Annotated in this window: 10 protein-coding genes and 1 tRNA gene; 5 read left to right on the forward strand and 6 right to left on the reverse strand. The window is 63.9% G+C overall.

Going from position 1 to position 12,278, the window contains the following annotated elements:
- The first annotated feature begins 166 nt into the window (after window positions 1–166).
- Window positions 167–2,293: a methyl-accepting chemotaxis protein gene (locus J2X76_RS22625; RefSeq protein ID WP_310219566.1), complete on the forward strand. Its 2,127-nt coding sequence runs from the start codon at window positions 167–169 to the stop codon at window positions 2,291–2,293.
- Window positions 2,294–2,366: 73 nt separating this feature from the next.
- Here the strand turns inward: J2X76_RS22625 and J2X76_RS22630 are convergent, their stop codons facing one another.
- From J2X76_RS22630 to J2X76_RS22650, 5 genes are all read right to left on the reverse strand, one after another.
- Window positions 2,367–4,169, reverse strand: a complete 1,803-nt coding sequence (locus J2X76_RS22630; RefSeq protein WP_113126808.1) for a PAS domain S-box protein — start codon at window positions 4,167–4,169, stop codon at window positions 2,367–2,369.
- Between the two features lie 220 nt (window positions 4,170–4,389).
- Window positions 4,390–4,464, reverse strand: a tRNA-Gly gene (locus J2X76_RS22635).
- A gap of 192 nt (window positions 4,465–4,656) precedes the next feature.
- Window positions 4,657–5,298 (reverse strand): Isoquinoline 1-oxidoreductase subunit, encoded by a 642-nt coding sequence (locus J2X76_RS22640; RefSeq protein WP_310219568.1) that lies wholly within the window; start codon window positions 5,296–5,298, stop codon window positions 4,657–4,659.
- Between the two features lie 13 nt (window positions 5,299–5,311).
- Window positions 5,312–7,465, reverse strand: a complete 2,154-nt coding sequence (locus J2X76_RS22645) for a xanthine dehydrogenase family protein molybdopterin-binding subunit (protein ID WP_310219569.1) — start codon at window positions 7,463–7,465, stop codon at window positions 5,312–5,314.
- Between the two features lie 3 nt (window positions 7,466–7,468).
- Window positions 7,469–7,927, reverse strand: a complete 459-nt coding sequence (locus J2X76_RS22650; RefSeq protein WP_310219570.1) for a 2Fe-2S iron-sulfur cluster-binding protein — start codon at window positions 7,925–7,927, stop codon at window positions 7,469–7,471.
- 319 nt (window positions 7,928–8,246) lie between these two features.
- Here J2X76_RS22650 and J2X76_RS22655 point away from each other — a divergent pair, with 319 nt between their 5' ends.
- The 4 genes from J2X76_RS22655 to J2X76_RS22670 all read left to right on the forward strand — a co-directional run bounded on the left by J2X76_RS22655 (window position 8,247) and on the right by J2X76_RS22670 (window position 10,808).
- Complete coding sequence (locus tag J2X76_RS22655; protein WP_310219571.1) at window positions 8,247–8,756, forward strand: prolyl-tRNA synthetase associated domain-containing protein; 510 nt, start codon at window positions 8,247–8,249, stop codon at window positions 8,754–8,756.
- 57 nt (window positions 8,757–8,813) lie between these two features.
- On the forward strand, window positions 8,814–9,788 hold the full coding sequence (trxA, locus tag J2X76_RS22660) for a thioredoxin (protein WP_113126813.1): 975 nt from the start codon (window positions 8,814–8,816) through the stop codon (window positions 9,786–9,788).
- Between the two features lie 141 nt (window positions 9,789–9,929).
- Window positions 9,930–10,607 carry an LON peptidase substrate-binding domain-containing protein gene (locus J2X76_RS22665; RefSeq protein ID WP_310219572.1) on the forward strand — a complete coding sequence of 226 codons (678 nt, stop codon included), beginning with the start codon at window positions 9,930–9,932 and terminating at the stop codon, window positions 10,605–10,607.
- Between the two features lie 12 nt (window positions 10,608–10,619).
- Window positions 10,620–10,808 carry a Trm112 family protein gene (locus J2X76_RS22670; protein WP_310219573.1) on the forward strand — a complete coding sequence of 63 codons (189 nt, stop codon included), beginning with the start codon at window positions 10,620–10,622 and terminating at the stop codon, window positions 10,806–10,808.
- A 208-nt stretch (window positions 10,809–11,016) separates the two neighbouring features.
- Here the strand turns inward: J2X76_RS22670 and J2X76_RS22675 are convergent, their stop codons facing one another.
- Complete coding sequence (locus J2X76_RS22675; protein ID WP_310219575.1) at window positions 11,017–12,231, reverse strand: ubiquinone biosynthesis hydroxylase; 1,215 nt, start codon at window positions 12,229–12,231, stop codon at window positions 11,017–11,019.
- Window positions 12,232–12,278: the final 47 nt, after the last annotated feature.

The following is a 12,278-nucleotide window of genomic DNA, read 5'->3' on the forward strand; positions in this document are numbered from 1 at the left end:
GTTTTGCGAGGGAAAGTTATGGCCACGCGTTTTACATTGTGGAACGCAGTAAGATTTTGACATTAGTTAAATTTCAACCGATTTCGGCATAGTTTTCTTGAGGATTGGCACTGCCGCCCGCCGGGCGGGAGGCCCTCTGCCTTTGCGGAGCACATTCGAGGGACTTATGGACGAGATCAGCATCAAGAAGCCGCTGTCCAGGCGACTTACCTTCTTCGGTTTTGCAGCCGTGCTTTTTGCGAGTGCGGTTATCGGCGGACTTGCCTGGGAACGGCAGTCGAACATGACCGAGCAGGCGTTGCAGACGGAGCTCAACAGCGATCTCGCGGTCATCCAGGACGATATGGCCGCCCAGGGGCGTGCCGCGTCCGCGCTGGCGTTGACGATCGCATCCTTGCCGGAAACTTCCCCGCTCATTCTCGCCAACGATCGGCAGGGTCTGCTCTCCCGCTTCGCCAGCATGAAGAGCGTCAAGGACGCGAGCGGACTTGAAATGATCACCTTCAGTACTGCGGCGGCCGATGCGATTGCCCGCGTGCATGATCCGGATGTCTTCGGCGACAATATCAAGGCGCGCCGCAAGATGGTGGCGACCTCGCTCGGCGACAAGAAACTGGTGGTCGGCATCGAGACCGGCCGCACCGCCGTAAGCCTGTTTGCGACCGCTCCGGTCGTCACGGACGGCAAGGTGGTCGGCGTGGTGGATGTCGGGCTGAAGCTGGTCGATGCCTATTTCTCCCGCCTGACCAAGGAAGTGAACGCCTATGTCACGCTCTACACCAAGGGTGCCGACAAGTTCGACAAGCAGGCTTCCACCTATGGCGGCAATCCGATCCTCAGCGGCCCGGAACTGCAGGAGGCCTATGACAAGGGTTCCGTGCGCCGTTATGCCGATATCGGCGGAAAGCACTATGCCGTCGAGGCCGTTCCGCTCCTCGATTTTTCCGGAACCAAGGTCGGTGTTCTCGAAATCGCCTCCGACATCACGCCGCTGGTCGCCGCCAGCGAAACGGCGCTGTGGATGACCGCACTCGGCACCGTCGCGGTTTCGATCCTGTCGCTGATCGGCTTCCTGATCTTTGCCCGGTCGCTCGGCGGCACCGTGCGCCGCCTGACCACTACGATGACCAAGCTCGCCGCCGGCGATCTCGGCGCCGAGGTGAGCGGACAGGAGCGCCAGGACGAACTCGGCGCCATGGCGCGTGCCGTCCAGGTGTTCAAGGCATCGGCGCAAGAGAATGTCCGGCTGGAGCAGCAGGCAACGGAGGCGCGCGAGGCGCAGGACCACCAGCGCCGCCGCCAGTCGGCGATCGACAACGCCAAGGGCGAGGATCTGCGCGCCTTCGTGCATGCGATCGAGGAAGGCTTCAACCGCCTCGCCGGCGGCGACCTGACTGTCCGCATGGATCGTGCGGTTGCCGAGGAATTCGAGCCGATCCGCGCCAAGTTCAACAGTTCGGTCGGCAATCTCGAAGAGGCGATCGGCTCGGTGGTCGGAGCCGTCGGCACGATCCGCGCCGGCCTGCAGGAAATCTCGATCGCGTCCAACGATCTCGCCAAGCGCACGGAACAGCAGGCCGCGAGCCTCGAAGAGACCGTGGCGGCGCTCGGCCAGGTGACCTCGGCCGTCAACGACAGCGCCAGCGGCGCAAGCCGCGCCCAGGGCGTCGCATCGCTTGCCCAGCAGAAGGCCCAGCTCGGTGGCGAGATCGTCGCCAATGCGGTCGCCGCCATGGCGGCCATCGAAGGCTCCGCCGAGCAGATCAACCGCATTATCGGCGTGATCGACGACATCGCCTTCCAGACCAACCTGCTCGCGCTCAACGCAGGTGTCGAAGCCGCCCGTGCAGGCGAAGCCGGCCGCGGTTTTGCGGTTGTCGCACAGGAAGTCCGCGGGCTTGCCCAGCGCTCGGCCGATGCCGCAAAGGAGATCAAGGCTTTGATTTCCACCTCGTCGGCGCAGGTCAAGCAGGGCGTCGAGCTGGTCACGGCCTCCGGCAAATCGCTCGACGACATCGTCAGCGAAGTCGCGCAGATGAGCACCTTCGTCAACACGATCACCTCCAGCACCAGCGAGCAGGCGACCAGTCTTCGCGAAGTGGCGGCCTCCGCCGACCAGATGGACAAGGTGACCCAGCAGAATGCCGCGATGGTGGAGGAAACCACCGCCGCTGCGCAGAGCCTGACGCAGGAAACCGACAACCTCGCCGATATGGTCGCCCGCTTCAAGACGAATGCCGGTCCATCCTCGCAGGGGCAGGCGTCTGGCAGCTATCGCGCGCGGGCGGCCTGACGGGGCACTTTCGAAATTGACGATGCCGTCGTCGGCCTGACGCTGCCGGCGGCATCCATGCCGTCATTCCCGGTCATGCCGGCTGACGGATGCGACGCAGTTCGCCTTCCAGCAAGGTCATGTTCACGGGTTTTCGAATGGTCGTCTGGCCGCTGAAGGATTCATGATCGTGGAGCTGTTCATATCCGGTGCAGAACAGGAAGGGCACGCCCCGGGTCTGCAGCCATTCCGCAAAAGGATAGACCGGCTTTCCGCCGAGATTGACGTCGAGAACAGCGACGTCGGGTAGCGGCGAGCCGCCGACCAGGCGCATGGCTTCGTCGGTCGTCGCCGCCGGCCCGACGACTTCCCAGCCGCGCGATTCGAGTTCGTTGCAGAGTTCCATGGCGATCAGCGTCTCGTCCTCGACAACGAGTATCCGTCCCGCCGAGCCGGTCTGCGACGACTTGGGTTCGGCTTCGTGTCCGGCGACCGGGCCAGCCGAGACGTCGGGACGGTAGACGGACTGCGGCAGCGTCGCGACAAGGCACATGCCGGTTGTCGGCCAGTCGATATCGAGCCTGCCGGCCAGCTGTCGGGTAGCGACTTCGGCCACCAGGGTGGAGCCGAAACCCCTGGAGACGGGTTTGTGCACCGGCGGGCCGCCGGTCTCGGTCCAGCGGAGTTCGAGTTCGGAAGACGGCAGGATGCGCCAGGCCACGTCGACCCGCCCTTCTGCAACCGACAATGCCCCGTACTTGATGGCGTTGGTGCCAAGTTCATGGATGAGGAGGCTGATCGGCTGTACGGCATTGGGGGTGAGGGTGACGGCGGGGCCGCCGATCATCAACTGGTTGGCGCTCTGATAGGTCCGGGTTTCCTCCGTAAGGACCGCGGCGAGGTCACCGCCCTGCCAGCGGTTCTGGGCGAGCAGGGAATGTGCGCGGCTCAGCGTCGAAACGCGGCCCCGAACCGCGACGATGAACTCCTCCTTGGTTTCGGCGCGTGTCAGGGAAACCAGGGCCTGTACGACCGCCAGGGCATTCTTGGCCCGGTGATCGACTTCCCGGGCCAGCAACTGGCGGGAATCTTCGCTTGCCTTGCGTTCGGTAATATCGCGCAGGATGACGGTCGCGAGTTTTCCTTCGCCGATCTGTACCTGCGAGATCGACGCCTCGAGAGGGAATTCCTCGCCATTGGCGCGCAGGCCGCTGATGGCTCCCAATGCGCCCATCCGCCGGTTGGTGACCCCCGTCTCCTTGAAGAGGCGGATATGTTCGGCATGTCTGTGGCGAAACCGCTCGGGAATGAACCGCTCGATAGGCGAGCCGAGCGCATCCTTGCGGGCCACGCCGAACATGCGCTCCGCGGCCGGGTTGAACAGCACGATCCGCTGACTTTCATCGACGGTGATCAGCGCGTCCATCACCGATTCCACAATCCCTTCCATGCGCCTGCGGCTTTCCAGGAGGGCATCCTCGGCTGCCTTGCGTTCGGTGATGTCGCGCAGGATGACGGTTGCCAGGCGCGCGCCGCCGACCTCGACCTGCGAGATGGAAGCTTCGATCGGAAATTCGTTGCCATCCGCCCGCAGGCCGCTGATCGCACCGAGCGAGCCCATCTGCCTGGTGGTCACGCCGGTCTCGGTGAACCGGTGGATATGCGCCGCGTGGGTCGGGCGATGTCGTTCCGGCATGAAGCGGGAGATGTGCTGGCCCAGAGCTTCGGCGGCCGGCAGGCCGAACATCCGCTCGGCTGCGGGATTGAACAGGATGACCCGTTGCTCTTCATCGATGGTGATGATCCCGTCCATTGCCGAAGCGACAATGCCTTCGAGGCGTTGCATGGTCTCGATGGCGGTTTTCTGACTGAGTTTCTGGTTTGAGCGAGATTCCATGACGGCACCTCTCCAATTAACCGCCGAATCAGCGGCGCAACGTCGCGCAGTAAGTTGCATTGATATTCCATCTCGCGTGTTTGGTGAAGGCGGGCGGAAATCAATAAATTCATCGGGAAGCGAGGAGGAGAGCGGCCTGCGCCGCATAAACCGCACCGTCACGAAGTGACGCATGCCGAAGCAAGATGCTGCGGCTACATGTCGATATTCTAGGAGAATTTGGAGCGGGCGAAGGGATTCGAACCCTCGACCCCAACCTTGGCAAGGTTGTGCTCTACCACTGAGCTACACCCGCTCATCAATCCACCGGTCCGTGGTAGTAAGCTAGACCGTGGCGCCGCGGCTCGTTGCCGGCGACGGGCGCTATATGGCCCAGTCCTTTTTCAAATGCAACAGGGAAATGACGATTGGCGCGAAGAAAAATTGCGATCCCGCCAAAGCCCCTGCAAACCGCCGGTTCCGGGCGGAACCGGCGGCCACTTCATTCTCAGGAGGCGGGGCAGGCTGCTCCGGACTTCACCCAGGCGGTGATCAGTTCGCCGAATTCGGCCTGCGTGCCCGGCACCGGTTCGCGGCCGGCGCCCGGTTTCCAGCCCCAGCCGACCAGTTCGTCATGAGCCATGTGCTCGACGATCTGGTCCATGGTCTTGCCGCCGTTGCGGGCCGGGTCCTTGATCTGCTGGCAGATCTGGGTGAGCGATTTTCCGGCCCAGGCCATTTCGATCGGCGCGAGATGCCAGGCGGGGTTGCCCGGAATGCTCTTGATCGTGTCGGCCTGGCCGACGACGGGCGTGTTGTCGGCGCTGTGGCAGGTGGTGCACTGCATGCCCGGCAGGCCCATGCCGCCGTCGCCGCGGAAGACCGGCGGCTGGTGCGGGTGCATGTTGGCACCCTGCAGCGGCCTGTCCGTCGCCGGGTGACAATTGACGCAGCGCGGATGCTGGATGACCTTGCCGGCCTCCTGGAAGAGCGCCACGGAGCGTTCCCGCTCGTTGGCGATCGACTGGAAGGAGGCGGCAGGTTTCAGCGTCTTGGCATCTTGGGCGACCGAGGCGGGCGACAGGAGCGTGCCGGCGCCCACGAACAGACAGAGGGCGGCAACGCCGGTGAGTGCGAGTTTCCAATTCATCGGGTTTTGATCCTCAGGCCGAAACGATGTTGACGATGGGCAGCTGCCGGACCGGTGCCCCGGTCAGGCGTCGCCAGGCATTGGCAACCGCGGGGCCGACGGGCGGCACGCCGGGTTCGCCGACGCCGCTCGGCTTTTCGCTCGACTTGATGATCTCGACCGCCACGTCCGGCATCTCGTTGATGCGGATGGAGCGGTAGTCGTGGAAGTTCGACTGCACGATCTTGCCGCCCTTGGCCAAGGTCACCGCGTCGAAAAGGACCGCGCCGAGGCCGTAACCGACGCCGCCTTCCATCTGCGCCTTGATGACGTTGGGGTTGACCGCGACGCCGCAATCGACCGCCACCCACACCTTGTGGACGCGCGGCGCGCCTTCCGGCCCGACCGAGACCTCGACGATCTGGCCGACGAAAGTGTCGAAGCTTTCCACGACCGCCACGCCGCGAGCGCGGCCTTCCGGCACCGGAGAACCCCAGTTGGCCATTTCGGCCACCTTTTTCAGCACGCCCGCATGGCGCGGCTTTTTGTCAAGCAGCGCCATGCGACCCTCGACCGGGTCCTTGCCGATCTTCTGGAAGAGTTCGTCCACGAAGGTCTCGACCGCAAAGCCGGTATGGGTATGGCCGACCGACCGCCACCAGAGGGGTGGAATGGAAAGCTGGACGTTGTGGGCGCTGACTTTCAGGTTGGGGATCGTGTAGGGCAGGTTGGATGCGCCTTCGACCGAGGTCGGGTCAAGATCTGCCTTGCCCATGATCGACTGGCCGACGATCACCTGTTCCCAGGCGGTGATCTGGCCTTGAGCATTGATGGCACCGCGCATCTTGTGGGCATACATCGGGCGGTAATAACCGCCGCGAATGTCGTCCTCGCGGGTCCACATGTGCTTCAGGGGACGGGTCCGGTCGGTTGCGGCATAGACGGCCGCCGCCTCCTGCATGTAGGGCGAACCGAACTGCGCCTTGCGGCCGAAGCTGCCGCCGGCGAGCTGGGTGTTCACCCGCACCTTCCCCTCGTCGAGGCCGAGGACCTTGGCGGCGACCGCCTGGTCCATGGCGGGGAACTGGGCGCCGTTATAGATATCCACCGATCCGTCCGCCGCCTTGATGAAGACGGCGTCGAGCGGCTCCATCGGCGCATGCGCCAGGAAGGGGAAGACGATCTCGGCCTCCACCGTCTGCAGGCCGGGTGCCTTGAAGGCATTGTCGACATTGCCGTTGTTGGTCGCCTCCAGGCCTTTTTCGCCGAAGAGCTTCCGGTAGTCGCTGGCAAGTTCCTCGGAGGAGCGGGTCTCGGCCTTGGAGAGATCCCATTCGATGCTCAGCGCATCGCGGCCCTTGAGCGCCGCGAACGTGTTGTCCGCGTATACCGCGACGCCGGACGGCACCTGCTTGACGTCGACCACGCCCTCTACCTTGCGGGCTTCGGCATCATTGAAGCTCTTCACCGTCGCGCCAAAATGTTCCGGATGGGCGACGACGGCAATCAGCAGGTTGTCCGGCGTGATGTCGAGCGTAAAGATCGCCGTGCCGTTTGTCTTGCCGAGGGTATCGAGCTTCGGCAGTTCGGTGCCGATCAGCACGAAATCCTTGGGATCCTTGAGTTTCGGCTCCGCGGGCGGTGTCAGGCGCGCCGCCTTTTCGGCAAACGCGCCAAAGCCGCTTTCCTTGCCGGAGGCGGCGTGTCTGATGCGGCCCTTCTCGATCGTGATCTGGGAGGTCGGCACCTTCCACTCGTTGGCCGCGGCAACGACGAGCATGGCGCGTGCGGCGGCCCCGGCCTTGCGCATCTGTTCATAGGAATTGGCGATCGAGCTCGAACCGCCGGTGCCCTGCAGGCCGAACATCAGGTTGGCATAGATCTTGTTGTCGGTCGGCGAATGGACGGCGCGCATCTGGCTCCAGTCGGCATCGAGTTCCTCAGCGACCAGCGTCGCAAGGCCGGTGAACGGGCCCTGGCCGAATTCGATATGCTTGGAAAGCACCGTCACCGTGTCGTCGGTGCCGATCTTGACGAAGGCGTTTATCGGCGCAAGGGCCGCATCGCCGCCCGCATGTACGCCGGCCGGCGCTGCCGAAACGAATTTCGGGGCGATGGCAACGCCGATCACCAGTCCGGAGCCGGCGATAAAGTCACGGCGGGTGGTTTTGATGTTCTGGATCGTCATGGCTCAGCCCTCCATCGAACTGGCGGCATTGTGGATTGCCGCGCGGATGCGATGGTAGGTGGCGCATCGACAGATATTTCCGGCCATCGCGCCGTCGATATCGGCATCCGTCGGTTTCGGCACCATCTGCAGCAAGGCGACCGCCGACATGATCTGCCCGGACTGGCAGTAACCGCATTGCGGCACGTCGAGGCTGGTCCAGGCTGTCTTGACCGCATCGGCCTCGGTGCCGGAAATGCCTTCGATGGTGACGACCTCCGAACCTTCGATCATGGAGATCGGGGTCACGCAGGAGCGGCGCGGCATGCCGTCGAGATGGACCGTGCAGGCGCCGCACTGGGCAACGCCGCAGCCGTATTTGGTGCCGGTGAGTTTTTCGAAATCCCGGATGACCCAGAGAAGCGGGGTCTCGGGATCACCGTCGAACGTTCTTTCCCGTCCGTTGAGCGTGAAGGTGACCATGAGGCGGACCTTTCGGTTGAGAAGCCGGCGTCGCGCCGGCGCTGCGGATTGAGCGGCTGTTATCGGCCGGGGCCGGTATGGAGGGCGAGGAATGTCGCGCCGAAATAAACTTGAGCTAACTGGAGAAGTTATTGTTTATCAGCTGGGTACGGTCGACCGACGGAATTGCCGGATGCCGGTTCTCCACGTCTGGTAAAATGGTCGCACCATCATATCAGGTCAAGCGCTTCACGAGATCGTGTGAGCCTCGCTTGGCCCGCCGCTACATTGTGGTTATGGTTATAGTCCAATCCCCGCCAACAGAGCCAATTCCATCAGCATGAGCCAGACACAGCCGAAAACCGCCGAGGATCTTTTCCGTTTTCTCGACAGCCTGAACATTTCGCATTCGACCAAGACGCACCCGCCGGTCTTCACCGTGGCGGAATCCGAAAGCCTGCGGGACGAGATCCCCGGCGGCCATACCAAGAACCTGTTCGTGAAGGACAAGAAGGACCAATATTTCGTCCTGACGGTCGAGGAGCGCGCCACTGTCGACCTGAAGACCGTGCACAAGGTGATCGGCGCTTCGAGCCGGGTCTCGTTCGGGCGGGCGGAAATGCTGCTGGACTATCTCGGCGTGGTTCCGGGTTCTGTGACGGTGTTCGGCGCCTTCAACGATACCGGGCGCAATGTGACCTTCATCCTCGACGAAGACCTGATGAAGCACGACATCATCAACGGCCATCCGCTGTCGAACGACGCCACCACATCGATCGGACGCGACGATCTCATCCGCTTTCTGGAAGCGACCGGCCACACGCCGCTTGTCTTGAAAGTTACAGACTGACATACGATCTTTGCAGCCTAGAAGGCGAAGATGCGAAGCGTTCCCGGGAGAACATTCATGAGCGGCAGCAACAACCCCTATGGCGGTTCTTACGGCGGACAGATGACCGCTTCGGCGAGTTTTGGCGCGGCGCCTGCTGCATCGGGTCCTGCAGGGGGGTATGTCTCCGATACGAGCACGGCCGGTTTCACCAGGGACGTTCTCGAAGAATCGCGCCGCCAGCCGGTTCTCGTCGATTTCTGGGCGCCCTGGTGCGGTCCCTGCAAACAGCTGACGCCGGTGCTCGAAAAGGTGGTCAATGAAGGCCAGGGGCGCGTCAAGCTCGTCAAGATGAACATCGACGACCACCCGTCTATCCCCGGACAGCTCGGCATCCAGTCGATCCCGGCGGTCATCGCCTTCGTCGACGGCCGTCCGGTCGACGGTTTCATGGGCGCGGTGCCGGAAAGCCAGGTTCGCCAGTTCATCGACAAGCTCGCCGGACCTCCGGGCGCCGAACAGGCCGCCGAGATCGAAGCGGCGCTCACCGAGGCGGAAACCCTGCTTGCCGGCGGTGAGATCCAGGAGGCCGCGCAGCTTTACGGTGCCGTCCTCCAGGCCGATCCGGAAAATGCGAAGGCCGCCGCCGGCATGATGCAGTGCCTGATCGCCATGGGCGAAACGGCCCGCGCCGGCCAGATGCTTGCCTCGCTCCCGGAAGAGCTTGCCAAGGATCCGGCGATCCAGGCGGTCGCCAGGAAGCTCGAGCAGATCGAGGAAGCCCGCAAGCTCGGCGATCCCGTGGCTCTCGAGCGCCAGCTCGACGCCAATCCGGACGATCACGATGCCCGCCTGAAGCTCGCCAAGATCCTCAACGTCCAGGGCGAGCGCGACAAGGCCGCCGAGCATCTTTTGACGATCATGCGCAAGGACCGCACGTTCGACGACGACGGAGCCCGCCGCCAGCTGCTGCAGTTCTTCGAAGTCTGGGGGGCGAAGGATCCGGCAACGATCGCCGCCCGCCGCCGCCTGTCCTCCATCCTCTTTTCGTAGGCCCGCCTTTTCGCGAGCTGAGGCCAATCCCTAAAGGATTGGTCTTGCGTTCTGAGGTGGGTGCCCCACATTATTTGGTGCGGCGAATCCTTGCCCGAACCAGTGATCGTCTGGCCAGTGATTCCGGGAGGTGTCGGACCCATGCATGTGGGAAACGCAAGATATCTGAAGCGCGAGGATCTGCCGGAGACGATCCCCGTCTTTCCTCTCACCGGCGCCCTGCTTCTGCCGGGCGGACAGCTGCCGCTCAATATTTTCGAGCCGCGCTATCTCGCCATGTTCGATGCGGCGCTTGCGGGCAACCGGCTGATCGGGATCGTGCAGCCGTCGCTGCTCGAATCCGGCGAGGCTGCCGAAGGGCCGCGCGCGCCCCTCTCGACCGTCGGCTGCATCGGCCGCATCACCTCATTTGCCGAAACGGGTGACGGCCGCTATATCACCTCGATCAGCGGCGTTTGCCGCTTCCGGCTGATCGAAGAGGTGGGCGGAGGCCATCCCTATCGCACCTTCAAGATCGCGCCTCTCATGACCGACCTCTCCACCGAGGACGACGAGAGCACGGTCGATCGCGCGGAACTGCTGCGCGTCTTTCGCGCCTATCTCGACGCCAACAAGCTGGAGGCAGATTGGGAAAGCGTGGAGCGCGCCGGCAACCGCACGCTCGTCAACTCGCTGTCGATGATGTCGCCCTTCGGACCGGCCGAGAAACAGGCACTCCTCGAAGCCCCTGATCTTCGCACGCGCGCCGAAACGCTGATCGCGATCACGGAAATCCTGCTGGCGCGGGATTTCGGCGATTCCGACACCATCCTTCAGTAAGGCCCCAGATCGATGGACGAGAAACTCAGCAAGGTCGATCCGAAACTGCTCGAGCTGCTCGTCTGTCCGCTCTCCAAGAGCCGGCTGTCCTTCAACCGGGAAACCAACGAGCTCATCTCCGAGAAGGCGCAGCTCGCCTACCCGATCCGCGACGGCATCCCCATCATGCTGATCTCGGAAGCCCGCAAGATCGAGGATTGAGGTTGGCTGGGGGTGCCCCTCATCCGCCTGCCGGCACCTTCTCCCCGCACGCGGGGCGAAGGACGCTAGACTCACGAACTGCATTTCCCATTTGCGAGCTGCACCCCGCCGGCGTTCATTGCTTGAGCAAACCGGTGCGGCATAACCCCTTCGCCCCGCAAGCGGGGAGAAGGTGCCGGCAGGCGGATGAGGGGCTCCGGTCGCGGGCTTAGATTGTTTGCCCCGCCAGCAGCTTCGGCCCGTCCTCGCCGCTCTTTCCCGCCGCCTGGTCGATGAAGAAGCTTTTCAGCTTCGGCAGCCGTTCTACGACGCCCAGCCCGAAGTCACGAGCGATGCGGATCGGGGTGATGTCGTTGGAGAACAGCCGGTTCAGGACGTCGGTGGTCACGCCCATGCGGAAGGTGTCGAACCGCCGCCAGGACTGGTAGCGCTCCAGCACGTTGAGCGCGCCGATGTCGAGGCCGAGCCGGTCGGCCTCGACCACCGTTTCGGCCAGCGCCGCGACATCCTTGAAGCCGAGATTGAGGCCCTGACCGGAGATCGGGTGGATGCCGTGGGCGGCGTCGCCGGCAAGGGCGATGCGCGGCGCGACGAAAGCGCGGGCGAGCGTCAGGCCGAGCGGGAAGGCGCGCTTGCCGCCGACCACCGTCAGTTCACCCAGCTTGTGGCCGAAGCGGCGCTGCAGTTCCTCCTCGAACACCAGATCGTCGGAGGCGACCAGCCGGTCGGCTTCCGGGGTCCGTTCGGTCCAGACGAGTGAGGAACGGTTGTTGGTGAGCGGCAGGATCGCAAACGGCCCGGATGGCAGGAAATGTTCCTCCGCAACGCCCTCGTGCGGCCGTTCGTGTGCGACCGTCGCGACGATGCCCGACTGGCCGTAATCCCAGGTGACGGTCTTGATGCCGGCCATGTCGCGCAGCTTCGAGCGCACGCCGTCGCAGGCGACCAGGAGACGGGCCTCGACCGTCGAGCCGTCGGAGAGCGACACCGAGCAGCGGGTGCTGCCGGACTGGACGCCGGTGGCGGACAGCCCATGGCGGATGGCGATGCCGAGGCGTTCGGCGGCGCCGCGCAGGGCCCTCACCATCGCGACATTCGGCACCATGTGGGCAAACGGCCTGCCTTCCTCGATTTCGCCGTCGAAGGTGAGGAAGACCGGCCGCACCGGATCGGATGTGCGGCTGTCGGTGACGATCATCCGGTTGATCGGCTGCGCATCGGCTGCGATCTCGTTCCACACGCCGATGACATCCAGCATGCGGGTCGCCGCGGCGATGATGGCAGAGGCCCGCTCGTCCTTTTCCCAGACGCCCGCCGGCGCCGCCTCGATCACCTCGACCTTCAGATGCGGCGCCGCCTGCTTGACCGCGACAGCGGCGGCGAGACCCACATAACCGCCTCCTACAACCAGCATGTCCAGCATTTGCCTAAACTCCCGTGAGACTTGAGAATATCGTATCCTGGATATAG

It is taken from the genome of Neorhizobium sp. 2083 (assembly GCF_031455615.1).
Classification (GTDB): domain Bacteria; phylum Pseudomonadota; class Alphaproteobacteria; order Rhizobiales; family Rhizobiaceae; genus Neorhizobium.

Bases quoted from the DNA above. Each gene is read 5' to 3' on its own strand.
- trxA (WP_113126813.1), top strand. From the start codon at position 8,814: ATGAGCGGCAGCAACAACCCCTATGGCGGTTCTTACGGCGGACAGATG.
- J2X76_RS22645 (WP_310219569.1), bottom strand. From the start codon at position 7,465: ATGACGATCCAGAACATCAAAACCACCCGCCGTGACTTTATCGCCGGC.
- J2X76_RS22625 (WP_310219566.1), top strand. From the start codon at position 167: ATGGACGAGATCAGCATCAAGAAGCCGCTGTCCAGGCGACTTACCTTC.
- J2X76_RS22670 (WP_310219573.1), top strand. From the start codon at position 10,620: ATGGACGAGAAACTCAGCAAGGTCGATCCGAAACTGCTCGAGCTGCTC.
- J2X76_RS22675 (WP_310219575.1), bottom strand. From the start codon at position 12,231: ATGCTGGACATGCTGGTTGTAGGAGGCGGTTATGTGGGTCTCGCCGCC.
- J2X76_RS22665 (WP_310219572.1), top strand. From the start codon at position 9,930: ATGCATGTGGGAAACGCAAGATATCTGAAGCGCGAGGATCTGCCGGAG.
- J2X76_RS22640 (WP_310219568.1), bottom strand. From the start codon at position 5,298: ATGAATTGGAAACTCGCACTCACCGGCGTTGCCGCCCTCTGTCTGTTC.
- J2X76_RS22655 (WP_310219571.1), top strand. From the start codon at position 8,247: ATGAGCCAGACACAGCCGAAAACCGCCGAGGATCTTTTCCGTTTTCTC.
- J2X76_RS22650 (WP_310219570.1), bottom strand. From the start codon at position 7,927: ATGGTCACCTTCACGCTCAACGGACGGGAAAGAACGTTCGACGGTGAT.
- J2X76_RS22630 (WP_113126808.1), bottom strand. From the start codon at position 4,169: ATGGAATCTCGCTCAAACCAGAAACTCAGTCAGAAAACCGCCATCGAG.